Origin of the sequence: Streptomyces sp. NBC_01808 (assembly GCF_035917395.1) — a bacterium.
Lineage (GTDB): Bacteria > Actinomycetota > Actinomycetes > Streptomycetales > Streptomycetaceae > Streptomyces.
This window is the reverse complement of sequence record NZ_CP109072.1, coordinates 6,201,332-6,225,540: the sequence shown is the minus strand read 5'-3', so window position 1 is coordinate 6,225,540 and position 24,209 is coordinate 6,201,332. Positions and strand designations below refer to the sequence as shown.

Here is a 24,209-nt window from a genome sequence, read left to right as displayed (position 1 = left end):
AGCCCCTCACCCTTTCCGCGGCGGACCCTCGACCGCGCCACCAGCGCCCCTTTACGCCTCTGACGTCCCGATCCTGGAGAATCGCCTTATGAGCAACCCTGAGCACCTGCGCTACAGCAAGGAACACGAGTGGGTCGCGACCGCCGACGGGGTCGCCACCGTCGGCATCACCGCCCACGCCGCGAACGCGCTCGGCGACGTCGTCTTCGTCCAGTTGCCGGACGTGGGCGCCGCGGTCACCGCGGGCGAGCCCTGCGGCGAGCTGGAGTCGACGAAGTCCGTCTCCGACCTCTACGCGCCGGTGACCGGGGAGGTCACCGAGACCAACCAGGACGTCGTGGACGACCCGGCGCTGGTGAACTCCGGCCCGTTCGAGGACGGCTGGCTGTTCCGGGTGCGCGTCTCGGCCGAGGCCGCCGACCTGATGTCCGCCGCCGAGTACACCGCGTTCACCGCGGGCTGAGCTCCGCCGCCGCAGCCCCGCCCGCCCGCGTCCCTCTCTCCCCGGAAGGTCCCATGTCCCTTCTGAACGGCTCGCTCCACGAGGTCGACCCCGAGGTCGCCGCCGCCGTGGACGCCGAACTCAAGCGCCAGCAGTCCACCCTCGAAATGATCGCCTCGGAGAACTTCGCCCCGGTCGCCGTGCTGGAGGCGCAGGGCTCGGTCCTCACCAACAAGTACGCCGAGGGCTACCCCGGCCGCCGCTACTACGGCGGCTGCGAGCACGTCGACGTCGCCGAGGAGCTGGCCCGCGAGCGGGTCAAGGCGCTCTTCGGCGCCGAGGCGGCGAACGTCCAGCCGCACTCGGGCGCGTCGGCGAACGCGGCGGCGATGTTCGCGGTGCTCAAGCCCGGCGACACGATCCTGGGCCTGGACCTGGCCCACGGCGGGCACCTGACCCACGGCATGAAGATCAACTTCTCCGGCAAGCTGTACGACGTCGCCGCCTACCACGTCGACGCCGAGACCGGCCAGGTCGACATGGCCGAGGTCGAGCGGCTGGCCAAGGAGCGGCGGCCGAAGCTGATCATCGCGGGCTGGTCGGCGTACCCGCGGCAGCTCGACTTCGCCGGCTTCCGCCGGATCGCCGACGAGGTCGACGCGCTGCTGATGGTCGACATGGCGCACTTCGCCGGTCTGGTCGCGGCGGGCCTGCACCCCAACCCCGTGCCGTACGCGGACATCGTCACCACCACGACGCACAAGACCCTCGGCGGCCCGCGCGGCGGCGTCATCCTCTCCCGCCAGGCCCTCGCCAAGAAGATCAACTCGGCGGTCTTCCCCGGCCAGCAGGGCGGCCCGCTGGAGCACGTGATCGCGGCCAAGGCGGTGTCGTTCAAGATCGCCGCGTCCGGGGAGTTCCGCGAGCGGCAGCAGCGCACGCTGGACGGCGCCCGCATCCTGGCCGAGCGGCTGCTGCGGGACGACGCCCGCGCGGCAGGCGTCTCCGTGCTCTCCGGCGGTACGGACGTCCACCTGGTCCTGGTCGACCTGCGCGCGTCCGAGCTGGACGGCCAGCAGGCCGAGGACCGGCTCCACGACATCGGCATCACCGTCAACCGCAACGCGGTCCCGAACGACCCCCGCCCGCCCATGGTCACCTCCGGCCTGCGCATCGGCTCGCCCGCACTGGCCACCCGCGGCTTCACCGCCGCGGACTTCGAGGAGGTCGCCGACGTCATCGCCGAAGCCCTCAAGCCCGGCTTCGACGAGGGGAAGACGGCCGCACTCGCCGCCCGGGTCACCGCCCTGGCGCAGAAGCACCCGCTGTACCCCGGCCTGTAGCCCGTACGGCCCGGCGGCCCGGCGCTTGGAGGCGGCGGGCGTCCGGGCCCCGGGGCCGTGCGCAACCCGTCACCACCCGCACCACGCACGCGCACGCCCCACGCAAGGACAAGGGAGTCCCAAGTGGCCATCTCCGTCTTCGACCTCTTCTCGATCGGCATCGGCCCGTCGAGCTCGCACACGGTCGGCCCGATGCGGGCGGCCCGGATGTTCGCGCGCCGGCTGAAGAACGAGGGCCTGCTGGCCCACACCGCCGCCGTACGCGCCGAACTCTTCGGCTCCCTGGGCGCCACCGGCCACGGCCACGGCACCCCCAAGGCCGTACTCCTCGGTCTGGAGGGCCACTCGCCGCGCACCGTCGACATCGAGTGGGCCGGGGGCGAGGTGGAGCGCATCCGCGGCACCGGGCGGCTGCACCTGCTGGGCGCCGAGATAGGGCGCGACCACGAGATCCCCTTCGACGCCTCCGCCGACCTCGTCCTGCACCGCCGCCGCTCGCTGCCGTACCACGCGAACGGCATGACGCTGGCCGCGTACGACGCGGACGGCGGGACGCTGCTGGAGAAGACGTACTACTCGGTGGGCGGCGGCTTCGTCGTCGACGAGGAGGCGGTCGGCGAGGACCGGATCAAGCTCGACGACACCGTGCTGAAGCACCCGTTCCGTACCGCGGACGAGATGCTGCGCCGCACCCGCGAGACGGGCCTGTCGCTCTCCTCGCTGATGCTGGAGAACGAGCGCGCCTGGCGCACGGAGGCGGAGATCCGCGCCGGGCTGCTGGAGATCTGGCGGGTCATGCGCGAGTGCGTCGCCCGCGGCACCAGCCGCGAGGGCATCCTCCCCGGCGGGCTGAAGGTCCGCCGCCGCGCCGCAGGCGAGGCCCGCCAGCTCCGCGCGGCGGGCGACCCGGCGGCGCACGCGATGGAGTGGGTCACCCTCTACGCGATGGCGGTCAACGAGGAGAACGCCGCCGGCGGCCGCGTCGTCACCGCCCCCACCAACGGCGCGGCGGGCATCATCCCCGCGGTGCTCCACTACGCGGCGGACTTCGTCCCCGGCGCGGACGACGACACCGCGGTCCGCTTCCTCCTCGCGGCGGGCGCGATCGGCATGCTCTTCAAGGAGAACGCCTCCATCTCCGGCGCGGAGGTCGGCTGCCAGGGCGAGGTGGGCTCCGCCTGCTCCATGGCCGCCGGCGGCCTCGCCGAGATCCTCGGCGGCACCCCGGAGCAGGTGGAGAACGCCGCGGAGATCGGCATCGAACACAACCTGGGCCTGACCTGCGACCCGATCGGCGGCCTGGTCCAGATCCCGTGCATCGAACGCAACGGCATGGCGGCGGTCAAGGCCATCACGGCGGCCCGCATGGCACTGCGCGGCGACGGCCAGCACTTCGTCTCCCTCGACAAGGCCATCAAGACGATGAAGGAGACGGGCGCGGACATGAAGGTCAAGTACAAGGAGACGGCCCGCGGCGGTCTCGCGGTCAACGTGGTGGAGTGCTGAGGGAGTTGGCGAGGGCTTTCCGCCCGCACACTCCAACTGCTCACCCTCCGCCCGCAATTCAGCGGCGACTCCGAAAGGGTCATTTCCTTTGGCCAGTTGTCGCCCCGCTGCCCCCGCAGGCGAGCCGGGTTCCCGCTACGGATTCGTGAATTCCGGCCGCGCATACGCGGCATCGAACGACCAAGAACAAACGGACTTGTCGGATATTCCCTGACGGGCAATACGCCCTATTTGAAGCATTCGCCCCCGATTGCCCCGCGCTCCTGACCGATTGGCCCGCTCCGTCCGGTGACGCGAATCACGTTCGGCCGCGGGCGGCGTCGGTGGGAATTCACAGTTTCCTTGTTCCGAAAGCGAGTTGCCGCCCTCTCCGCTTTCCGCTGCGGCACTCACCCGGTCCCGGAGCCGCTCTCGTATTGGCCGAACGAGTTCCGCAGCTTGTCCGGACCGGAAAGACATGCTTAAGTCTCCGCCAGCCGGGTGGACGCCGAATCCTGCCGCCATCCGGAAACCGTTCCCTAATGACACACGGCAGGAGCGGGGGACCCATAGGTAAGTCGCCGGTCCGGATTCCGGAACGGCTTGGGGTGAAGTCGCACCGTCGTGCGGCCGGGCATCTCCAGCCCGAACCCGACAGCTCACCTCGTAGGCGCAGGAGGAGAAAGACCCATGCCCGCAAGAGGTAAGCATCGCCGTCCCAAGCTGCGTCTGATCAGCCGCGGCATCACTTTCGCCGGCGTCAGCGGCGTCGCGATCGCCGCCCCGCTGATCGGCGCGTCCTCGGCATCCGCGGCCGGCTCCGTCCCCGCGTCCGCCCCCCAGAGCGGCGTACGCGCCGAGGCCCCCGCCGCGGCGACCACCGGCGCGGCAGCGGCCACGTATGCCGTGGTCGCCGGAGATTCCCTGGCGAAGATTGCCGACAGGGAAGGCGTACGCGGCGGCTGGAAGAAGCTGTACGAAGACAACCGCGAGGCCGTCGGCGACAACCCGCACTTCATCCTCCCCGGCCTTGAACTCGCGCTCGGCGGCAAGGCCGACACGAGCGACTCGAAGGAATCCGAGTCGGGCCTGAAGACCGCCAGCGCGTCCGTCACGAGCTACCCGGACAACCTCGACGGCTGGATCCGGGAGTCGCTCGACATCATGGCCGAGCACGGCATCCCCGGGACCTACGACGGTATCTACCGCAACATCATGCGGGAGTCCGGGGGCGACCCGCAGGCCATCAACAACTGGGATATCAACGCCGTGAACGGCACGCCCTCCAAGGGCCTGCTCCAGGTCATCGCTCCCACCTTCGAGGCCTACCACGTACCCGGCACCTCGACCGACAGCTACGACCCGGTCGCCAACATCACCGCCGCGTGCAACTACGCGGCCGACCGGTACGGGTCGATCGACAACGTCTACGGGCCGTACTGACACAACCGGAGAGCGCCGGTGTCCTCACCGGCGCTCTCCGCGGCCTGCGGCCCGCCCCGCCGAACGAGGACCGGCAGCGGACCCGCCAGGCCGGGGAGCGCCTCGTGCGCCGACCTGGGTTCAGCGGGTCCTGGCCGGGGGGTGGGAGCGCCAGTCGCCCAGTTCGTCGAGCGTGATGACGTAGTCGTCCTCGTACACCTTCCTGAGGAACGGCAGCGGGTTGTGCTCGCCGTCGTCGATGAACTCGCCGCTCCAGGTGGTGAACCAGCTCCAGTCCGCCTCGTAGGTCCGCAGCAGGTCCGGGTCGGGGATGGAGCCCGTCTCGGTCATGGCGACGAGCTTCTTGTCGCCGACGAGGTCGACCAGCTTGTCGTACGTACCGCTGGCCGGTCCGTGGTCGCCGATCGGGGGGTAGGTGTCGGCGCTGATGACGTCGACGACGTCGTCGCCGGGATACCAGGCCGGGTCGACGGAGTTCCACACCCAGATGAGGTTGTGCAGCCCGTGGTGGCCGGTCATGCGCTCGTACATCAGCCGCCACAGCTCCTTGGCCGGCCCGGGGCCCTTGGCGCCCCACCAGAACCAGCCGCCCTCGGCCTCGTGCAGCGGGCGCCACAGCACCGGGACGCCCGCGTCCTGCAGCCGCTTCAGCTCTGCCGCGATGGCGTCGATGTCGCGCAGCAGCAGTGCGTACTCCTCGGACTGCGGGTCGGCGAGCGCCGCGGCCACGTCGAAGGTCGTCGCGTCGGTGTAGAAACCGCGCCACCACTCCTTGCCGGGTTCGTCGATGAGGCCGGCGGGGGCGTTCCAGTGCCAGACGAACGTGGTGATGCCGCCGCGTTCGTCCCAGGCGAGGGCGTTCTCGACCTCGGTGGAGGTGGTGCCGCGCTCGACGCGGCTGGGGGAGTAATCCATCATGTCGTGGCCGGCCACGGCCGGGGCGCGGCCGACGTTCTCCTCCAGCCAGCGGATGGAGGCCGCGTCCTGCTGGCCGCTGAGGATGTGTTCGCCGTAGCCCGCGGTGAGGTAGCTCATCAGCGCCCGGGCCTCCGGGGTGGCCTGCGGGTCGACGGGGACGCCGGAGACCTGGTGCGGCGGGCGGGGCTCGCTCGGGCTGAGGCTGATGGCATCGATCTCGTACCAGCCCCAGTTGTTCACGATCGTGATCGTGTCGGCGCCCTCCTGGAGCAGCACCTTGCCGGCGGCCACGGTGCTGAAGGTGTCGGTGGCGGCGAGGGTGACGTCGCCCGCGCCCTCGCCGTTGAGCTGCAGCGACGCGACCTTCTGGCCGTACGGGGCACGGTAGTGGATCGTGAGGTCGTGGAGCCCGGCCGGGCCGTCGGGGACGGTGACGGTGACGGAGTCCTCGGCCGCGTCGAAGCCGGCGACGTAGCCGGTGCCGGAGTAGCCGGGCGCGGAGGACTCGACGACGGTGCCGTTCAGTCGGCCGTCCTCGGCCTCGTAGACGACGGGTTGGGGGCGGGCACCGGTCTGGTCGGCCGCGGCCTCGGGGACCGTACCGGCCGAGAGCAGGGCCGCGAGAAGCGCGGTCAGGACGAGGAGCGCCAGTGCGGGCGTGCGGCGGAGTAGGCGGATCACCGGGGATCTCCTGCCGGGGTGTGGGGGATGCGGGCGTGGGGGCGCGTTCACGGAGCTTTGGGAGCGCTCCCATCATGCCTCCGTGTAATGGCCACGTCAATGCGCTGCGCCGGAGCGTCCGTCGCCGTCAGCCCGGGACAGGACCGGCGCGGCGCGGAAGCAGTTCCTCGGTGGGAGCCGGCGCGTGACCCTGGCCCCGCGGCCGGGACACGGGTCAGCCGGGGGCCTGGCCGGTGTCCCGGAAGGTGCCCCAGCCGTGCCAGCGCTCGACGTCGATCCAGGCGCTGAACCGCTCGCGTCCACGCTCGGGGTAGGGGCTGCCCGTGTAGTGACGGGCGAGACGGTCGATGTCCGTGAGACCGTCGTCGGGGAGCAGTTCGGCGACCCGCCCGATGAGGCTGACGTGCGAGTACCACCCCTCCTCGGCGAGGACGGTGAGGGTCACGCGCGGGTCGGCGCGCAGGTGTTGCAGGCGTCGGCGGCCCTCGTCCATGTTCACGAGGACGCGGCCGTCCTCCCACAGGTACCAGGTGGCCGTCGACACCGGCGCGCCGTCCGCGCGCAGCGTGGCGATCACACAGGGGTTGGGGCGGCGCAGCATCTCGACGGCGTCGGCGGGCAGCGGGGGCCTGGACACGCGGGGTCTCCTTCGGCAGATCCGGTACTCGGGTGCCGGCAAGGGCGGCGGCGCGCGGCGCGCCCACGCGTCGGGCCGGTACCGGCATGCTACGGGTAGGTCGCCGCGACCACGCCCAGGCAGACGACGGCCGGGACCGGGCGCCCGATCACGACCGCCAGCGCCGCCGCCAGCCGCAGCGTCACCAGGACGGGGACGTTCGGGTACCGCGGCAGCACATCGAAGGACCGGTCCGCGGTGCGGCGCAGCCGGTACGGCCGGCAGGACCGGCCGGCCGGCCAGCCGGCGATCGCGTGGTCGGCCAGCAGCCCGGGGCGGGTGAGGTACTCCCCCGAGGAGATCGCCACGCCCACACCGCCGATCGCCAGCGTGAGGCGCACCGCCAGGTCGGCGTTCACGAGGTCCGCTCCACCAGTCCGGACGGGCTCTCAGTCGACCGTGTGCAGGGAGGAGACGAACGCCACCGCGGGAGCGGCCCCCTCGAAGGCCGAGCTCTTCCGGATGACGAGGGCGAACTGGGTGGCATGCGGTTCCTCGGAACAGGGTTGCGCCGACACGTGGGCCAGGAGCGCCAGACAGGGCGCCGTCAGCTCCATCTCCTCCGGCCGGGGGCTCGCGGGCGCGGAACAGCTCCTTGATCTCCTGCGCGAGCCGCACGTCCGCACCGCCGCCGTCCAGGACGGCCTCCCGGATCCGGTCGAGGATGGGCGCGCACGCCCGGTCCAGGAAGACCATGATCGACCCGGGCGGGGTCAGCAGCCCCTGGGCGGGATCGCTCGGGACGTAGTCGATGATCTCGATGGGGCTGGTACGAAGCTCGCGCTCCTCCAGTTCATCGGCCGCCAGTTGCAACGCCGTTGACCTGTCCATACGCGCAGTCCGTTTCTCCGAGGCACGAGGGTGCCCCAGTGTCGGCTCCCGGGCGCGGCGGCCCCGTCAGGCGCACGACGTACCGGCGGGGAACTCACCCCACCGGCCGCTGCCCCTCCGGGGGGACGTCAGCGTCTCCGCGGCCCTGCCCGGGCCGCCGGGTTATTCGCTGGAGCCGTGCCGCCGGGCGCTTCTAGAGTGGCCGGACCCGACCGCGTCACGGAGCCGGAAAATGCGTGTGCACTATCCCCGTACGCCGCATCTGCCCTGGTCGCCGGGGGCGGCCTCGGACGACGTACGGGCCGGCGACCTGGCCGGGCTGCGGGGGCGCGAGGTCGTGGTCACCGAGAAGCTCGACGGGGAGAACACCACCCTCTACGCCGACGGGCTGCACGCCCGGTCCCTGGACTCGGCGCACCATCCGTCGCGGGCGTGGGTGAAGGGGCTGCAGGGGCGGATCGGCGGGGAGATACCGCCGGGTTGGCGGGTGTGCGGGGAGAACGTCTTCGCGCGGCACTCGATCGCCTACGAGGATCTGGAGAGCTGGTTCTACGGGTTCTCGGTCTGGGACGGCGACCGCTGCCTGGACTGGGACCGGACGGTCCGGTTCTTGCGGCGGCTGGGCGTGCCGGTGCCGCCGGTGCTGTGGCGCGGGGTGTTCGACGAGCGGGTGCTGCGGGCGCTGCGGCTGGACACCGCGCGCCGGGAGGGGTACGTCGTACGGGCCGTCGAGGGCTTCGGGCTCGCGGAGTTCGGGCAGCGGGTCGCCAAGTGGGTGCGCCGGGGGCACGTACAGACCGATACGCACTGGATGCACGCCGCCGTCGTGGAGAACGGGCTGGGGCCGAAGGCCGCGCTGTGGGCGGTGCGCTCGGGCGGGACAGCGAGCGTGGCGGCGCTGTCGGCGGCGGTGGGCGTCGCGCCCGGGGACCCGTCCGCCGCCGGGGCCACCGCCGGGACCGACGCCGAGGCAGCCGTCGCCGACGTGGCCGCGCGGCTGGACGGGCTCGGCCGCTACGGTGACGCGCGGCTGGCCGGGGTGCTGGCGGCGATGCTGCACGGGGTGCGCCGGGCGTCGCTCGCGCCGCTGCTCGCGGGGCCCCTGGGCCTGCCCGCCGCGCGGCGGGTCGCCGATCTGGTGGGGCTGTTCGCCGCTCCGCAGCGCCCCTACCCGGACGGCGACCGCCGGGCCGGTCTCGTACGCCTCGCGCTCGCCGCCGACCTCGGGGTGCTGCACGCGGTCGCGGGGGCGCTCGCGCCGGACGCGGAGGCGCGCGAGCAGGTGGAGTGGTCGGCGCTGCACGCCGAGGACGCCGGGTTGCTCGGCGCGGCGCCGCTGGCGCCGCTGCGGGCCGGGCTGCGGGAGGCGCTCGACGGCCTCGGCTCCGATGCCGCGGACAGGTGCTGGGCCGAGGCGCGGGAGGCGTACGCGGCCGGGCGGATCGCCACCGTCGCGGAGGCGGTGGCGGCGAGTTGGCGGTGGCGCTCCGGATCGTTCCCCCGGCTGGTCCACCTGGTCGGGCCTTCCGGCAGCGGCAAGAGCACGTTCGCGAAGGGCCTCGCCGGGACCGACGCGTACGTCAGCCTGGACGACCTGCGCGAGGCCCGCGGCTCGCGCGCCGACCAGCGGGCCAACGGTGACGTCCTGCGGGCGGGCCTGGAACGGCTCGACGCGGCGCTGGCCGGCGGCGGGACCGCGGTCTGGGACGCCACGTCCCTCAACCGGCACCAGCGGGCCGCCGTGCACCGGGTCGCGGAGCGCCGCGACGCCCTGGTCACCCACGTGGTCGCGCTGGTCGGCGAGGACGAGCTGGCACGGCGCAACGGGGAGCGGAAGCATCCGGTGCCGCCGGACGTACTCGCCGCCCAGATACGCCGGTTCACCCCGCCCTACCCGGGCGAGGCGCACCGCACCTGGTACGTCGGGGCGGACGGAACGGTCGCCGACGTCAGCGGCGCCCTGGCCGGGGCGGCGGACGGAGGCGAGGCGTGATGCGTACGAGCGACGAGATATACCACCGGGTCCGCTGGGACCCGCGGTTCGATCCGGCCAGGTTCGTGCTGGGGATCAACCAGCGCGGCGCGGCCCCCAAGCGGGTCCCGCTGCCCTCCTTCGTCCCCGGCGGCGACATCCCCTGGCACCGGATCGTGTTCGTCGAGGCGGACGGCGAACTGCTCTGGGACCGCGCCACCGGTGTGGACCGCATCGACGTCTCGGACGCCGGCAGGAGGCGCAGTCCGCGGCTGCTGCGCGCGCCCTTCTTCACCGCCAGGACGCCCTTCCGGTGGGAACCGGCGGCCGGTTGGCGCCCCGCCGGCGACCCACCGCCCGCGGCGGCGGGGAGCGCGGCGCGCGTCCGGATCCTCACCTGGAACACGCTGTGGGACCGGTACGACGGCGACCGCATCGAGACCGCCCGGCGCCGCCCGCTGCTGCTCGCGTCCCTGGCGGAGGCCGACGCGGACGTCATCGCGCTCCAGGAAGTCGAGGCGGACCTGCTCACGCTGCTCATGCGGGCCCCCTGGGTCCGCGCCGGCTACACCCTGGGGACCGACCCGGGCGGCGAGGACGTCGCCGACTGCGGGCTGCTGCTGCTCAGCCGGCTGCCCGTACGGGAGGCGGGGTGGCACGGGCTCGGCCCGCACAAGGCCGTCACCGCCCTGACCGTGGACACCGGCGGCGGACCGCTCGTCGTGGCTACGACCCATCTGACCAGCGACCACTCCGACGACGGCCCCGCCCGGCGGCGGGCCCAACTGGGCAGGATCGCCGAGGGACTCGGCGGCGTGTCCTGCGACCTCGTCCTGGCCGGTGACTTCAACGACGGCGGCGACGCGCCCGCAGCCGCGCTCGGGCTGCGGGACGTCTGGACGGAGGTCCACGGCCCCGGCGACCGGACGCCCACGTTCGACCCGGGCGTCAATCCGCTGGCCGCCGTGTCCTCGCTGTCCGGCCGGGCCTCCCGGCTGGATCGCGTCTTCCTGCGCCCGGGGCTGCTGCGCGCGGCGGGGGCCGTACTGCGGGGCGACTCGCCCGCGGCGGACGGGCTGTACGTCTCCGACCACTACGGCGTGCAGGCGGACTTGGAGCCGGCCACCACCGGACCCGCCGGCGAAATCGCTGCTGCCGAAGCCACCGCCGGACCTGCCGCCGTGCCGGACACGGCAAGCGAGGCGGAGGACGCCCGGGCGCGCGCGATCGTGCGGCGCCTCTCCGAGGCACTGGGCGAGGGCGTCGTCCACCTCGCCGGATCGCGGCGCATGGGCTGCGCCCTGGCCGGCGCGGATCTGGACCTGGTCGCGGCGCTGCCCGGTGCCGTCGATCCCGCCGCCGTACGGGCCGGGGTGACCGCCGCGCTGCCGGACGCCACCCGGGTACGGCAGGTGACCGGCGCCCGCGTGCCGGGCCTGCGGCTGCGCACCGATGGCCTGGACGTCGACCTGGTGGTCGTCGCCACCGGAGCCCTCGATCCCGCCGAAGCGGTCGCCCGCCGCACCGAGTCGGGCGAGGCGGCGGCCATCGCCCTGAGCGCGGTGAGCGACGCGGAGGCGGTACGGGCCGCGGTCGCCGGCCGGCACCCCGCCTTCGCCCGGCTTGCCACCGGGGTGAAGGCGTGGGCGAAGGCCCGCGGCCTCGACTCGGCGCCGTTCGGCGGACTGCCGGGCGTGGCCTGGTCGGTGCTGGCGGCCCGTACCGTACGCGAGGCCGCGGAACCGGCCGCGCCGGACGTGGCGGAACACTTCTTCGGCACCTGGGCCGCCTGGGACTGGCGGATGCCGGTCGCCCTCGACGCCGCGGCCACCGCACCGCCTGCGCCGGTGGCGATCCTCACCCCCACAGAGCCGGTCCGCACCTGCACCGGGCAGGTGACCGCCGGCTTCCGCGACCTGCTGGCCGACGAGCTGTACCGCGCCTGGACCCTCCTGGAGCAGGCGGCGGAGACCGGCGCGGACCCCTGGCCCGGACTGCTGGCGCCGCCGCCGCTGCACCGGCGGCACGCGGCGTGGGCGGTCCTGACCGTACGCCGCGGCGGCGCCGGGGAGTTCGAGGAGACCCTGGGGCGCGTACGGGGGCGGCTGCTGGCGCTGCTCGCGGCGCTGGCGGACGCCGGCGCTGCGGACGCGCACGCCTGGCCGCGGCCGTTCGAGACCGGGCCGGGTTTCGCCCGGTACGCGATCGGCCTCGGCCGCACCCCGCCGGACGCCGCCCGGCTCGCGGAGATCGCCGGCGGGTGGTGCAGCGGGCTGCGCGGGGTGGGCGTCGACTGGGCGGCGGGCGGCACCGTACCGGCCCTGCGCTGATCCTCCTGGCCCGAGGCCGGTCCGGGACCGCGGCCGGTCCGCGCCCGCGCCCGGACCGCGGCCCGTTCAGCCCCCGCGGCTACCGCTTGCGGCCGACGCCGCCCCACTGGTCCACGTCCCGCGGACCGGAGAACGGCGTCGGGTCGGGCCGCCAGGCGGGGATGGGGACCACGCCCGGGTCGATCAGCTCCAGCCCCTCGTAGTACGCCTTGATCTGGCCGGGGGTGCGGAGGCGGTACGGGACGCCACCCGCGGCCGCGTAGCGGCGGAGGGCCTCGACGTACTCCGGGCTCGTGTTCGTGCCGTCGTACTGCACCAGGAAGCTGCCCGGCGGCAGGCCCGCGAGGAGGCGGGAGACGAGGCCGCGGGCCGTGGTGTGGTCCTCGACGTGGCCGAGGATGCCCAGCAGCATCAGCGCCACCGGACGGCCGAGGTCGAGGGTGCCCGCGGCCCGGGCGAGGATCGCGCCGGGGTCGTGGACGTCCGCGTCGAGGTACGTCGTGACGCCCTCGGGGGTGCTGGTCAGCAGGGCGCGGGCGTGGGTGAGGACCATGGGGTCGTTGTCGACGTAGACGATGCGCGCCTCGGGGGCCACGCGCTGCGCCACCTCGTGGGTGTTGTTCTCCGTGGGCAGCCCGGTGCCGACGTCGAGGAACTGGCGGATGCCGGCCTCCGCCGCCAGCCAGCGCACCGTGCGGATGAGGAACGCGCGGCAGGCGCGGGCCTTCTCCGCCTGCTGCGGGTAGACCGACAGCACCTCGTCGCCGGCCGCGCGGTCGACCTCGTAGTTGTCCTTGCCGCCGACCCAGTAGTTCCAGACCCGCGCCGAGTGCGGGACGGAGGTGTCGATGGCGCCGGCGAGCCGCGGCGCGTCGTCGTCGCTCATGGCGGTCACGGCTTCCTCGCGATGAGGCCCAGGCACGAGGCCTCGGCGTCGGTGTACAGGGGCGCGGGCGGTTCTTCGGAGGTGTCCGGGGACCAGCGGTTGACGGGCAGGATGCCAGGCGGCAGCAGTTCCAGGCCGAGGGCGTCGACGAGTCCTGCCAGTTCGCGTTCGTCGCGGGCGTGCGCGGGCAGGCCCTGGTTGTGGTAAAGCCGGGCGGCGGCCGCGATCTCCGCGGGGGCGAACTCGGCGGTGATGTGGCTGAGGATGAGGTGGCTGCCGGCGGGCAGCGCGTCCATCAGGGCGCCGACGATGCGCCGCGGGTCATCCTCGGGGGTGATGAAGTGCATGATCGCCACGAGGTTGACGGCCACCGGACGGGAGAGGTCGAGGGCCGGATCCGCGCCGGCCATGCAGGGGTGGCCGAGGATGGTCTCGGGGCGGCGCAGGTCGCCCTGGATGTAGTCGATGCGGCCCGCGGCGGTGGTGTTCATCAGCGCGCGGGCGTGCGCGAGCACCACGGGGTCGTGGTCGGTGTAGAGGATGCGCGCCGCGGGGCGTACGGCCTGGGCTATCTCGTGGACGTTGGGCGAGGTGGGGATGCCGGTGCCGACGTCCAGGAACTGGTCGACGCCGAGGGCGGCAAGACGCTCGACGGCCAGATGCATGAAGTGCCGGTTGGCGCGGGCGAACTTGCCCACGCCGGGCCAGACCCCGACGACCCGCTCGGCGGTCTCCCGGTCCGGCGCGTAGTGGTCCTTGCCGCCCAGGTAGTAGTCGTACATCCGGGCGGTCTGCGGCTTGGTGAAATCGATCTCGGGCGGGGTCCAGGAGGTCCCGGCCACGGTGCTCAGCCAGGCCGTCTCGCCGTTCTCGGTGGTCACATGCACTCCGGAGTACGCCGTCGGATGATCCGCACTCTGTCACACACGGTGCGATTTGTCTCGTACTCCCGTTCCCATGCGGACAGTTGGGAACAACGCGGGACGCGTGGGGAGACGGTGGCCGACGTCCAGTTGACAAGATGTCCTGACAAACCCCTTGCCCTGGCTCCCGGTCTGGCTTAGAAAGGCGGTCGTGAGCCCCATCAAACGGGGCTCATCACGTACGTCAAGGGGAGGCCATCGGTGACGAACTCGACACAGGGGGACAGAACGGAGCCCGTACGGGCACCGGACGCGGAACGGTCGGGGCCGAGCCGGCGGCTCGTCTCGGCCGCGCTGGTGTCCGGCATCGTCGGTACGGCGCTGGGCGCGACCGCCCCGTCCGCGTGGGCGGACGACTGGAGCGTGCCGCGCCCGCGCAAGGCGCCGCCGGGACCTCGGGACCGCGCCCACAACGACGTGCTCTTCGTCGGCGCGCACCCGGACGACGAGTGCGGCAACCTCGCGACCTTCGGGCAGTGGCGGGAGCAGTACGGGCTGAGCACCGGCGTGCTCACCGTCACCCGCGGCGAGGGCGGCGGCAACGCGGTCGGCCCGGAGGAGGGCCCGCCACTCGGGCAGATGCGGGAGGACGAGGAGCGCGAGGCCGTCGGCCTCGCCGGCATCGACAACATCTACTACCTGGACAAGCCCGACTTCTGGTACACCCTGTCCGGCCCGCTGACGGCCGCGATCTGGGACGTGGACGACACGCTGGAGCGCGTCGTCCGGCTGATCCGCGCCACCACGCCCGACACGGTCGTGACGATGGACCCGCGCCCCTTCAACCAGCACGGCGGCCACCAGTTGTCCGCGCGGCTGGCGATCGAGGCGTTCTTCCTCGCCGGCGACCCGCGCGCGTTCCGCTCGCAGATCACCGAGGAGGGCTACCGCCCGCACAGCCCGCGGCTGCTGCTCGCGCAGAACTACGGCTTCGGCAGCCTGCTCGGCCCGGACGCCCCGAAGCAGCGGCGCACGGACCGCGCCAGCGGGCTGCCCGTCTTCGGCGTCTTCACCGGCACGCACAGCGAGGAGTACGGCACGAGCTGGGCGCAGGTGGAGCGGAACGCCGCCCGCAAGTACGTCACGCAGGGCTGGGCCGCGCGGCCGCCGCAGGTGCCGACCGACCCCGAGCAGCTGGGCTCCGACTGGTTCACGGTCCTGGCGGCGGACGGCAAGGCCGTGAAGTCGAAGGTGCGGCCCCAGGGCGAGCTGCGCCCGCTGTACGCGGAGTTCCGCGACTGGACGGAGCGCGTCGGCCTGCCGTGGCTGGCGAACGACACCCAGCCGGCGTACCCCGCCGCCCCGGCCACGACGATCCCCGAGGTCGCCACCGCCCCCGTGCTCGACGGGGTGGAGCGTCCCGGCGAGTACCCGGGCCCGGAGCTGCCGCTGGTGCACTGGGAGGGCGAGAAGGTCGGCGCGGAGGACGTCTCGGCCACGGCGAAGCTGTCGCGGCACGGTGACGACCTCTACGTGTTCGTCAAGGTCACCGACGACCGCAGGGGCACGGCGCTGGAGGAGAGCGACGCCAAGCGCCACTGGCGTACGGACGCGGTCGAGATCACCCTCGACCCGCGCGGCACGGCCGACGACACCTCGACCACCTTCAAGACGGGCATCTTCCCGTACACCGCGAACGGCGGCGGTGCGGCGGCCGAGCGCGACGGCGACAACCGGCAGGGCCCGGCGGCCACCACGGCGCCGGGGATGCGGGTGGTCTCGGCGGTCTCGGACCCGTACCGGGGCTACACGATCGAGGCGAAGATCGCGCTGGCCGACCTGCCGGCCGCGGCGGACCCGGAGAAGTTCGCGCTCAACGTCCTCGTGTACGACTCGGACACCGACGACAAGACGGGCCAGACCCGGCTGGCGTGGTCGCCGTTCGGCAGCGCCCAGGCCGACCCGTACGTCTGGGGCACCGCGACGCTGGAGGGGTACACCCCGCCGGCGGACCGGCCCACGGAGCCGGCCGAGCCGGAGATCCCGAAGGACGCGGCACGCAGCGAGGACTCGCCGGCGTCGGTGGCGCAGTCGCAGCGTACGGGCGTCCCGCTCGCGGTCGGCCCGCGTCCCCGCGGCTGACCCGGCAGGGCACGCCACGGCAGGCTGCGGCCGGCCGAAGCGCCCGGCGGGCGCGCGCCCTTGACGCGCGCCCGCCGGGGCGTACGCCCCGCGCCCCGCCCGCCCCGGCGGGGCGCGGACCGCACTCCCCGGGCGCCCCGTTCAGGGGGCACCCCGCCGGTATCGTGAGCCGCATGGTCACGGACACCAAGGACGCTCAGCGCGGCGAGGAGATACTCGCCGTCTTCGACTCCGCATTCGGCGAGCTGCTCGCCGCCGATCCCGCCGCCTTCCGGCTGAAGTTCCGCAAGATGGCGGCCTCGGCGTTCGCCTTCTACCGCGGGACCGCCGCCCTCTACTACCACGACCTGGAGGCCGGCGAGCGCGGCGACCCGTTCCTGACCGAGCAGACGAGCCGGGTCTGGATCCACGGCGATCTGCACGCCGAGAACTTCGGCACGTACATGGACGCCAACGGCCGGCTCGTCTTCAACGTCAACGACTTCGACGAGGCGTTCGTCGGCCCGTTCACCTGGGACGTCAAGCGGCTGGCCGGCTCGCTGGCGCTCATCGGCTACACCAAGGCGCTCAGCGACGGGCAGATCTCCGGCCTCGTCCGCGCGTACGCCGACGCCTACCGCGAGCGCATCCGCGCCCTCGCCGCCGGCGCCAAGGACGACGAGGTGCCGCCCTTCACCCTCGACACCGCGACCGGGCCGCTCCTCGGCGCGCTGCGCACCGCCCGCGCGCACACCCGCTTCGGGCTGCTGGAGTCGATGACGGAGGTGCGGGACTTCGAGCGCCGCTTCACCTCCGGCGGCGGGGCCATCGAGCTGGACGGGGCCACCCGCGCCCGGGTGCTCGACGCGTTCGAGGGCTATCTGGAGACGCTGCCCTCCGGCGGCCGGGAGCGGCGTCCGGACGCGTACCGGGTGAAGGACGTGGTGGGCCGCCGGGGCATCGGGATCGGCAGCGCGGGGCTGCCGTCGTACAACATCCTCCTCGAAGGGCACAGCGACGCCCTGGAGAACGACATCGTCATCTACATGAAGCGCGGCCAGACCCCGGCGGTCGCGCGGCACGTCACCGACCCGGCGATCCGCCGCTACTTCCACCACGAGGGGCACCGCACGGTCATCTCGCAGCGCGCGCTGCAGGCCGCCTCCGACCCGTGGCTGGGCTGGACCGAGCTGGACGGGGCGGGGCAGTTGGTCGCGGAGGTGTCGCCGTACGCGGTGGACCTGGACTGGTCGGACATCGACGACCCGGAGCAGGCCGCGGCCGTCGTGGGCGACCTGGGCCGGGCCACCGCCACCATGCACGCGGCGGCGGACGTGGCGGAGAGCGGGCACTCGCTGGTGCCCTTCTCGACGGAGCAGGCGATCGACGGGGCGATCTCGGCGGACGCCGACGGGTTCACGGAGATGCTGGTGGACTTCGCGCACGACTACGGGGTACGGGCGCGGGCGGACCACCAGATCTTCGTCGACCTCTTCCGCAACGGGCGGATCTCCGGCCTCTGAGGGAGCCCCCGTCCACAACGGTCTCCTGCGGACGGAACACGGCGGCGGCACAGGGCGCGTACGCGGACGGCGTACGCGCCCTGACGTGCACGCGTCCCCTTGACATCATTATTGGTCTGGACCAACCTGTCCCACGCGCATCCCCCGCCAGGCCCCAACACCCCAAGCCGTGGAGGCAGTTGTGGACCGATTCCCGCGCTTCTCCAGACACCGCTCCCGCCGCAGCGCCCCGCTCGCGGCCCTGCTCGCCGCGCTCGCTCTGCTGGCCGGCGCGCTCTCCGGCACCGCCGCCGGGGCCACCGCGCCCGAGGCCGCCGCCGAGCCCAACCTCGTCCGCAACGGCGGCATCGAGGCCGGACTCGACGGCTGGAGCTGCTCCGCCGGCAGCGGCTCGGCGGTCTCCAGCCCCGTGCGCAGCGGGACGTCCGCCCTCCGGGTGCAGCCGTCGGGCGGCGACCAGGGCCAGTGCACCCAGACCGTGCCCGTACGCCCCAACGCGCAGTACGCGCTGAGCGGCTGGGTGCAGGGCGCGTACGCCTACCTCGGCGCCCGCGGCACCGGCACCACCGACGTCGCGGACTGGACCCCCGCCGCGAGCACCTGGACCGAGCTGAACACGTCCTTCACCACCGGCCCGAACACCACCTCGGTGACGGTCTACACCCACGGCTGGTACGGCCAGCCCGCCTATCACGCCGACGACCTCACGCTCACCGGACCCGGCGGCGACCCGGGCACCGCCCCCGCCGCCCCCACGGGACTCGCGGCCGGCTCCAGCACCGCCACCTCCGTCACGCTGTCCTGGGGCGCGGTGAGCGGCGCGACCGGCTACACCGTCTACCGCGACGGCACCCGCGCCACCTCCGTGACCGGCACCTCCGCCACCGTCACGGGGCTGACGCCCAAGACCTCGTACCGCTTCGAGGTGACCGGCACCAACGCCGCCGGCGAGTCCCCGAGGTCGGCCGCCGTCAGCGCCACCACCGCCGACGGCGGCGGCAACCCCGGCGGCACCCTGCCGCCGCACGCCCTCGTCGGCTATCTGCACACCAGCTTCGCCAACGGCTCGGGCTATACCCGGCTGGCGGACGTCCCGGCGAGCTGGGACGTCATCAACCTCGCCTTCGGCGAGCCCACCTCGTCGGCCTCGGGCGACATCCGCTTCGCGCTCTGCCCGCAGACCGAGTGCCCGAACGTGGAGCCGGTGGCGGACTTCAAAGCGGCGATCAAGGCCAAGCAGGCCGCGGGCAAGAAGGTGCTGCTGTCCATCGGCGGCCAGAACGGGCAGGTCCAGTTGACCAGCACCGCCGCGCGCGACGCCTTCGTCCGGTCGGTCGGCGGCATCATCGACGAGTACGGGCTCGACGGCGTCGACATCGATTTCGAGGGCCACTCGCTCTCGCTCGACAACGGCGACACCGACTTCCGGAACCCCACCACCCCGTCGATCGTCAACCTGATCTCGGCGCTGAAGACGCTCAAGGCGAAGTACGGCGAGCGCTTCGTGCTCACCATGGCGCCGGAGACGTTCTTCGTGCAGATGGGCTACCAGTTCTACGGCACGGGACAGTGGGGCGGCCAGGACCCGCGCTGCGGCGCGTACCTGCCGGTGATCCACGCGCTGCGCGACTCGCTGACGCTGCTGCACGTCCAGGACTACAACTCCGGCCCGATCATGGGCCTGGACAACCAGTACCACACCATGGGCGGCGCCGACTTCCACATCGCGATGACGGACATGCTGCTCACCGGCTTCCCGGTCGCGGGCAACGCCGAACGGTTCTTCCCGGCGCTCCGCCCGGACCAGGTGGCCATCGGGATGCCGGCCAGCACCCAGGCGGGCAACGGGCACGTGTCGACCGGCGAGGTGAACAAGACGCTGGACTGCCTGACGAAGGGCAGCAACTGCGGCTCGTACAAGACCCACGGCACCTGGCCCGGCATGCGCGGGCTGATGACCTGGTCGATCAACTGGGACCGGTACAACGACTGGGAGTTCAGCAAGAACTTCGACGCCTACTGGCCGTAGGAGGGCCGTGGCCGGAGACGTGCGCCGGTCCCGGGCGGCCGGACGCGCGCCGCGCCCGCCCCGCGGGTTCGCGGGGCGGGCGCGGTCGGGCCGCCGGGCACGCGGCCCGCGGGCGGCGGCCCGCCGGTCCCGTGTGGGGCCGGGACCGGGCTCGGCCGGCGGCCGGTTCCGGGCGGGGCCCGGAACCGGGTCCGGCTCAGCCGAAGTTGCGGTCCACGCGGGCGGCTTCGTTCGCGTTCGGGTAGGCGTTCATGCAGGAGGTGCCGGGGCCGCCGCCGGACATCAGTTCGCTGCACGGGCCGCTGTAGTTGTCCGGCAGGCCGAGGATGTGGCCGGTCTCGTGGGCGACGACACGCAGCGAGTAGTACTGCTGGGTCTGGCGCAGGTCCAGGAAGACGTAGCCGTGGCCGCGGCCGTCGGTGACGGCGTGGCTGCCGCGCGGGTCGTTGCCCTGGCGGTAGCTGAAGTCACCGGAGCCGGAGGTCTCGGCGAGCGTGATGTTGGTGGTGGCGTTGTTCCAGATCTGGGTGCTCTGGGCTATGTCGCCCTGGTAGTTGGGCGCATTGGCGTCGTTGTACGTGATGGTGATGGCCTGGTAGCCGGGTTCGGCCGCCTGCTTCTCACGCGCCTTCTCCCGGATCATCTCGAAGAAGGCCCGGTTCTGCTTCTGCTGTTCCTTGTCCTGCCCGACATACGCCGCGGAGGCGGTGGCCTGCGTCGTCTGCCGGTCGTGGTGGTCGGCCGCGGGTGCCGGGGAGGCGGCCAGGCCGGTCAGCGCCAGGCCGAGGCCCAAGGCGGTGGAGACCAGTCTTCCGGAGAGCTTCATGGGGGTTTCTCCTCACGAACGATTGGTCGGTCGGTCGGTGAGGAGTCTGCGGGCGAAGAGGTGGCCGGGGGCAGATCTCATCCGGTGATAGCGGCGTGCGATCCCACCCCCGCCGGCGCCCGCCGCCGGGGCGGAACGGCGCATACGTGTAGTGCCCCTGACAAATAATTGCGGCTATGCTCCCTGCGTGGAGCTGGAGTTGAGGCATCTGCGCGCGCTGTGCGCGATCTCCGACGCCGGAAGTGTGCACGGGGCGGCCAGGTGGCTCGGAGTCTCCCAGCCCGCCCTGACGGCGCAGTTGAACCGCATCGAACGGGCCGTGGGCGGCCGGCTGTTCGTACGCGACCGCTCGGGCTGCCGCCCGACCCCGCTCGGCCGCTCCGTGACCGCTCGCGCCCGGCCGATCATCGCCGAGATGTCCACCCTGGTCAGCGAGGCGCGCGAGGAGGCCCGCGCGCTGGAGAGCGGGCCCCGGCTGCGGCTGGGCAGCACCGCGAACCGGGCGGTGGCCGGCTGGCTGTGCCGGCTGCGCGGGCGGTTCCCGGACACGGACGTCTCCATCCGCGTCGACCCGTCGCCGAACTCGCTGCTGCGGATGGTCGCCGAGGGCCACCTCGACGTCGCGTTCGTGCACGAGGTCACCGGCTGCCCGCTGCGCGTACCCGACGGCGTCGGCCAGCGCACGCTGCTCTGGCGCGAGCCGCAGTTCGTCGCGCTGCCCGCGGCGCACCCCGCGGCCGCGGGCGAGGAGGTGGCGCTCGCCGACCTCTGCGGGCACCCGTGGGTCGTCGACCCGCACGTGGACGGCGAGTGGCACGGCATCCGCCGGATGTTCGCCAGCGCCGGTCTTGAGCTGCGGGTCATCCAGGGCGACTACCTGACGGGCGCCGACCTGGTACGGGCCGGGGTCGCCGTCACCCCGTGCCAGCCCACCTCGACGCCGCGCCCCGGCATGGCGATCAGGCCGCTGCGCGGCGACCCGCTGACCGTACGGCTGCTGCTCGCCGCCCGGGCGGCGTCGACCACCGACGGCGAGTTCCACGCCGTCTACACCGCGCTGGAGGACGCCTACCGCGAGGCGGCCAGGTCCACCGAGACGTATCTGCGCTGGCTGCACCGCAACGACAACCCGCTGCTGCTCACCTGACGCCCGCCTGCCCGCGCCCCCGGGCGCCGCCCTCCGCGCCTGGCCGCGGGCGCGCAAGCCGGTTTACTATCCCTTTACCCTGGTGTCGGAGACACTCGATAAGAGACACTTCCGGCACCCCGCCGACGATTACGAAGGAGCAGCGGTCCCGCAATGGGCGAACCTCCCAGTACCAGCCGTGCCACAGCCCGCCGGAGAACGAGCGACGGGGCGGGGGTGGCACGGTGACCGAGATCCTTCTGCTGCTCGCCGCCCTGGCCCTCACCCTGGCCTGCGCGATCTTCGTGGCGGCCGAGTTCTCCCTGACCACCGTCGAGCGCGGCGACCTGGAGCGGGCCGCCGCCGCGGGTGAGCGGGGCGCCGAGAGCGCCCTGAAGGCCGTCCGCCGGCTCACCTTCCAGCTCTCCGGCGCCCAGCTCGGCATCACCGTGACCTCGCTGGTCATCGGCATGCTGGCCGAGCCCTCGCTGGCCACGCTGCTGCGCGGCCCGCTGGCGGCGACGGGCCTGGGCGGCACGGCCTCGCCGGTGGCGACGCTGCTGGGCGTGGCGCTGTCCACGGTGGTCCTGATGGTGATCGGCGAGCTGGTGCCGAAGAACTGGGCGATCGCCCGGCCGCTGGCCGTGGCGAAGACCGTGGCCGGGCCGCAGCGCGGCTTCACCACCGCCTTCGGCCCGTTCATCCGCCATCTGAACAGCACCGCGAACAGCGTCGTGCGCCGCATCGGGCTGGAGCCCGCCGAGGAGCTGGCCTCGGCCCGTACGCCCGACGAGCTGGTCTCGCTGGCCCGGTACTCCGCCGAGGGCGGCGCGCTGGAGGCGGACTCCGCCGAGCTGTTCGTCCGCACCCTGCACCTGCACGAGCTGACCGCGGAGAACGTCATGACGCCCCGCGTCGACGTCAAGGCGCTGGAGTCCGGCGCCACCGCCCTCGACGCCGCGAACCTCGCCCACGCCACCGGGCTGTCCCGCTTCCCCGTCTACGCCCACAGCCTGGACGAGGTCGTCGGCACGGTGCACATCCGCGACGTGCTCGCCCTGGAGCCCCGCACCCGGGCCACGACGCCGGTCACCGAGCTGGCCACCGAGCCGCTGCTGGTGCCCGAGACGCTGCCCGCCGACCGGCTGCTGGAGCAGTTGCGCGAGCGGCGCACGATGGCCGTGGTCATCGACGAGTACGGCGGCACCGCGGGCGTGGCCACGATGGAGGACATCGTGGAGGAGGTCGTCGGCGAGGTACGCGACGAGCACGACCCGGTCGAGCTGCCCGACCTGCAGCCGGCGGGCGTCGGCGCGGACGGCAGGCCCACCTGGGACGCGGACGGCAGCGTCCGCCTGGACCAGCTCGCGGAGCTGGGCCTGGAGGCCCCCGAGGGCCCGTACGAGACGGTCGCGGGGCTGATCGCCACGCTGCTGGCCCGCATCCCCGCCAAGGGCGACGCGGTGCACCTCGCCGGCTGGCGGCTGGACGTCCTGGCCGTCGAGCACCACCGCGCCGACCGGGTCCGGATCACCGCGCCCGCCGATAACGCGGCCGGTGCCGCGCCGCCGCTCCGGGCCGCCGCGCCCGACCAGCGCCGGCCCGCCGAGGAGGTGCGCCGGTGACCGCGCTGCAACTGTGGATCGGCGCCCTGACGCTGGTCACGAACGCCTTCTTCGTCGGCGCGGAGTTCGCGATGATCTCCGTACGGCGCAGCCAGATCGAGCCGCAGGCCCGCCGCGGGCACAAGCGCGCCCGCATCACGCTCTACGGCCTCGAACACCTCTCGGCGATGATGGCCACGGCCCAGCTCGGCATCACCGTCTCCTCGCTGGTGCTGGGCGCGGTCGCGGAACCGGCCATCGCGCACCTGCTGGAGCCCGGCTTCGAGGCGGCGAACGTGCCGTCGGCCGCGGTGCACCCGATCGCGTTCGTGATCGCGCTGACCGTGGCGACGTACCTGCACATGCTCATCGGCGAGATGATCCCGAAGAACATCGCGCTGGCCGCCCCCGTGCCCACCGTGCTGCTGCTGGGCCCTGCGCTGGTCGCGGTGACCCGGGCGCTGCGACCGGTGGTCTTCGGCATCAACGCCTTCGCGAACGCGCTGCTGAAGCTGCTGCGGGTGGAGCCGAAGGACGAGGTGGCGGCGGTCTTCACCGACGACCAGCTCGCCCGGATGGTCACCGACGCCAGCCAGGCCGGGCTGCTGGAGCCGGCCGACGGCGAGCGGCTGCGGGACGCACTGGAGCTGGGCACCCGGCCGGTCGGCGAGATCCTGGTGCCCGCGGGCACCATGACGACCGTCGAGGACACCGTCACCCCGGCGCGCCTGGAGCGGCTGGCCGCCGAGGCGGGCTTCTCCCGCTTCCCGGTCACCGACCGGGGCGGCGCGCTGCTGGGCTACCTGCACATCAAGGACACCCTCGGGGTGACGGAGCGGGACGCGCCGTTCCCGCGTACGGCGCTGCACCCGATGACGCGGGTGGCCATCGACACCCCGCTGGACGACACACTGACCGCGCTGCGCGCCGCCGGCAGCCATCTGGCGGCCGTCACCGGCGACCAGGGGCGGGTGCTGGGCTTCGTCACCATGGAGGACGTCCTGTCGGAGCTGGTGGGCCCCGCGCCGGCCGCGGCGTGAGCGCCCGCCCGCCGGTCCCGCCCACCGGCTCCCGCCGGGGGTACGGGCCGGCGGGCGGCGGCGCCGCGCG

19 protein-coding genes and 1 riboswitch are annotated in these 24,209 nt (G+C 73.5%); of the genes, 12 read left to right on the top strand and 7 right to left on the bottom strand.

Annotated elements, in window-relative coordinates; all coding sequences use genetic code 11:
* Positions 1-88 precede the first annotated feature (88 nt).
* From gcvH to OG946_RS27615, 4 genes are all read left to right on the top strand, one after another.
* On the top strand, positions 89-463 hold the full coding sequence (gene gcvH, locus OG946_RS27630) for a glycine cleavage system protein GcvH (RefSeq protein WP_326798693.1): 375 nt from the start codon (positions 89-91) through the stop codon (positions 461-463).
* A gap of 53 nt (positions 464-516) precedes the next feature.
* Positions 517-1,785, top strand: coding sequence for a serine hydroxymethyltransferase (gene glyA, locus OG946_RS27625; RefSeq protein WP_326798692.1), 1,269 nt, complete (start codon positions 517-519; stop codon positions 1,783-1,785).
* Positions 1,786-1,908: 123 nt separating this feature from the next.
* Positions 1,909-3,291: an L-serine ammonia-lyase gene (locus OG946_RS27620; RefSeq protein ID WP_326798691.1), complete on the top strand. Its 1,383-nt coding sequence runs from the start codon at positions 1,909-1,911 to the stop codon at positions 3,289-3,291.
* A 505-nt stretch (positions 3,292-3,796) separates the two neighbouring features.
* A riboswitch (cyclic di-AMP (ydaO/yuaA leader) is annotated at positions 3,797-3,957 on the top strand.
* Between the two features lie 3 nt (positions 3,958-3,960).
* The gene (locus OG946_RS27615) at positions 3,961-4,713 is read left to right on the top strand and encodes a transglycosylase SLT domain-containing protein (RefSeq protein WP_326798690.1); all 753 of its coding nucleotides are present in this window, start codon (positions 3,961-3,963) and stop codon (positions 4,711-4,713) included.
* Between the two features lie 120 nt (positions 4,714-4,833).
* On the opposite strand, the gene OG946_RS27610 is transcribed toward OG946_RS27615, so the two are convergent.
* From OG946_RS27610 to OG946_RS27595, 4 genes are all read right to left on the bottom strand, one after another.
* Entirely contained in the window at positions 4,834-6,312 is a 1,479-nt protein-coding gene (locus OG946_RS27610) for a glycosyl hydrolase (protein ID WP_326798689.1), read from the bottom strand.
* A gap of 214 nt (positions 6,313-6,526) precedes the next feature.
* Positions 6,527-6,949 carry a PPOX class F420-dependent oxidoreductase gene (locus tag OG946_RS27605; protein ID WP_326798688.1) on the bottom strand — a complete coding sequence of 141 codons (423 nt, stop codon included), beginning with the start codon at positions 6,947-6,949 and terminating at the stop codon, positions 6,527-6,529.
* Between the two features lie 89 nt (positions 6,950-7,038).
* Positions 7,039-7,347, bottom strand: coding sequence for a hypothetical protein (locus OG946_RS27600; protein WP_326798687.1), 309 nt, complete (start codon positions 7,345-7,347; stop codon positions 7,039-7,041).
* Positions 7,348-7,377: 30 nt separating this feature from the next.
* On the bottom strand, positions 7,378-7,545 hold the full coding sequence (locus tag OG946_RS27595) for a hypothetical protein (RefSeq protein ID WP_326798686.1): 168 nt from the start codon (positions 7,543-7,545) through the stop codon (positions 7,378-7,380).
* A 506-nt stretch (positions 7,546-8,051) separates the two neighbouring features.
* On the opposite strand from OG946_RS27595, the gene OG946_RS27590 reads away from it, so the two are divergent.
* Both OG946_RS27590 and OG946_RS27585 read left to right on the top strand, forming a co-directional pair.
* A complete protein-coding gene (locus OG946_RS27590; protein WP_326798685.1) occupies positions 8,052-9,812 on the top strand; it encodes an RNA ligase family protein in 1,761 nt (586 codons plus the stop codon).
* A complete protein-coding gene (locus OG946_RS27585) occupies positions 9,812-12,121 on the top strand; it encodes a poly(A) polymerase (protein ID WP_326798684.1) in 2,310 nt (769 codons plus the stop codon). The genes OG946_RS27590 and OG946_RS27585 overlap by 1 nt, the downstream gene beginning before the upstream one ends.
* Positions 12,122-12,200: 79 nt before the next feature.
* On the opposite strand, the gene OG946_RS27580 is transcribed toward OG946_RS27585, so the two are convergent.
* Positions 12,201-13,007, bottom strand: a complete 807-nt coding sequence (locus OG946_RS27580; protein ID WP_326798683.1) for an SAM-dependent methyltransferase — start codon at positions 13,005-13,007, stop codon at positions 12,201-12,203.
* A 5-nt stretch (positions 13,008-13,012) separates the two neighbouring features.
* Positions 13,013-13,888, bottom strand: coding sequence for an SAM-dependent methyltransferase (locus OG946_RS27575; RefSeq protein WP_326798682.1), 876 nt, complete (start codon positions 13,886-13,888; stop codon positions 13,013-13,015).
* 243 nt (positions 13,889-14,131) lie between these two features.
* Here OG946_RS27575 and OG946_RS27570 point away from each other — a divergent pair, with 243 nt between their 5' ends.
* The 3 genes from OG946_RS27570 to OG946_RS27560 all read left to right on the top strand — a co-directional run bounded on the left by OG946_RS27570 (position 14,132) and on the right by OG946_RS27560 (position 19,543).
* Entirely contained in the window at positions 14,132-16,012 is a 1,881-nt protein-coding gene (locus OG946_RS27570) for a sugar-binding protein (RefSeq protein ID WP_326798681.1), read from the top strand.
* Positions 16,013-16,185: 173 nt separating this feature from the next.
* The gene (locus OG946_RS27565) at positions 16,186-17,514 is read left to right on the top strand and encodes a DUF2252 domain-containing protein (protein ID WP_326798680.1); all 1,329 of its coding nucleotides are present in this window, start codon (positions 16,186-16,188) and stop codon (positions 17,512-17,514) included.
* A gap of 181 nt (positions 17,515-17,695) precedes the next feature.
* Positions 17,696-19,543 carry a chitinase gene (locus OG946_RS27560; protein WP_326798679.1) on the top strand — a complete coding sequence of 616 codons (1,848 nt, stop codon included), beginning with the start codon at positions 17,696-17,698 and terminating at the stop codon, positions 19,541-19,543.
* Between the two features lie 196 nt (positions 19,544-19,739).
* Here OG946_RS27560 and OG946_RS27555 read toward each other — a convergent pair whose 3' ends face one another.
* On the bottom strand, positions 19,740-20,369 hold the full coding sequence (locus tag OG946_RS27555; protein WP_326798678.1) for a snapalysin family zinc-dependent metalloprotease: 630 nt from the start codon (positions 20,367-20,369) through the stop codon (positions 19,740-19,742).
* A gap of 199 nt (positions 20,370-20,568) precedes the next feature.
* On the opposite strand from OG946_RS27555, the gene OG946_RS27550 reads away from it, so the two are divergent.
* The 3 genes from OG946_RS27550 (at position 20,569) to OG946_RS27540 (ending at position 24,139) form a co-directional block, all read left to right on the top strand.
* The gene (locus OG946_RS27550; RefSeq protein WP_326800383.1) at positions 20,569-21,516 is read left to right on the top strand and encodes a LysR family transcriptional regulator; all 948 of its coding nucleotides are present in this window, start codon (positions 20,569-20,571) and stop codon (positions 21,514-21,516) included.
* A 224-nt stretch (positions 21,517-21,740) separates the two neighbouring features.
* Positions 21,741-23,120, top strand: coding sequence for a hemolysin family protein (locus OG946_RS27545; RefSeq protein WP_326798677.1), 1,380 nt, complete (start codon positions 21,741-21,743; stop codon positions 23,118-23,120).
* Entirely contained in the window at positions 23,117-24,139 is a 1,023-nt protein-coding gene (locus OG946_RS27540; RefSeq protein ID WP_326798676.1) for a hemolysin family protein, read from the top strand. The genes OG946_RS27545 and OG946_RS27540 overlap by 4 nt, the downstream gene beginning before the upstream one ends.
* Positions 24,140-24,209: the final 70 nt, after the last annotated feature.

Coding starts and splice junctions, on each gene's coding strand:
- OG946_RS27585 (WP_326798684.1), top strand. CDS start 9,812: ATGCGTACGAGCGACGAGATATACCACCGGGTCCGCTGGGACCCGCGG.
- OG946_RS27565 (WP_326798680.1), top strand. CDS start 16,186: ATGGTCACGGACACCAAGGACGCTCAGCGCGGCGAGGAGATACTCGCC.
- OG946_RS27580 (WP_326798683.1), bottom strand. CDS start 13,007: ATGAGCGACGACGACGCGCCGCGGCTCGCCGGCGCCATCGACACCTCC.
- OG946_RS27590 (WP_326798685.1), top strand. CDS start 8,052: ATGCGTGTGCACTATCCCCGTACGCCGCATCTGCCCTGGTCGCCGGGG.
- OG946_RS27615 (WP_326798690.1), top strand. CDS start 3,961: ATGCCCGCAAGAGGTAAGCATCGCCGTCCCAAGCTGCGTCTGATCAGC.
- OG946_RS27555 (WP_326798678.1), bottom strand. CDS start 20,369: ATGAAGCTCTCCGGAAGACTGGTCTCCACCGCCTTGGGCCTCGGCCTG.
- gcvH (WP_326798693.1), top strand. CDS start 89: ATGAGCAACCCTGAGCACCTGCGCTACAGCAAGGAACACGAGTGGGTC.
- OG946_RS27595 (WP_326798686.1), bottom strand. CDS start 7,545: ATGGAGCTGACGGCGCCCTGTCTGGCGCTCCTGGCCCACGTGTCGGCG.
- glyA (WP_326798692.1), top strand. CDS start 517: ATGTCCCTTCTGAACGGCTCGCTCCACGAGGTCGACCCCGAGGTCGCC.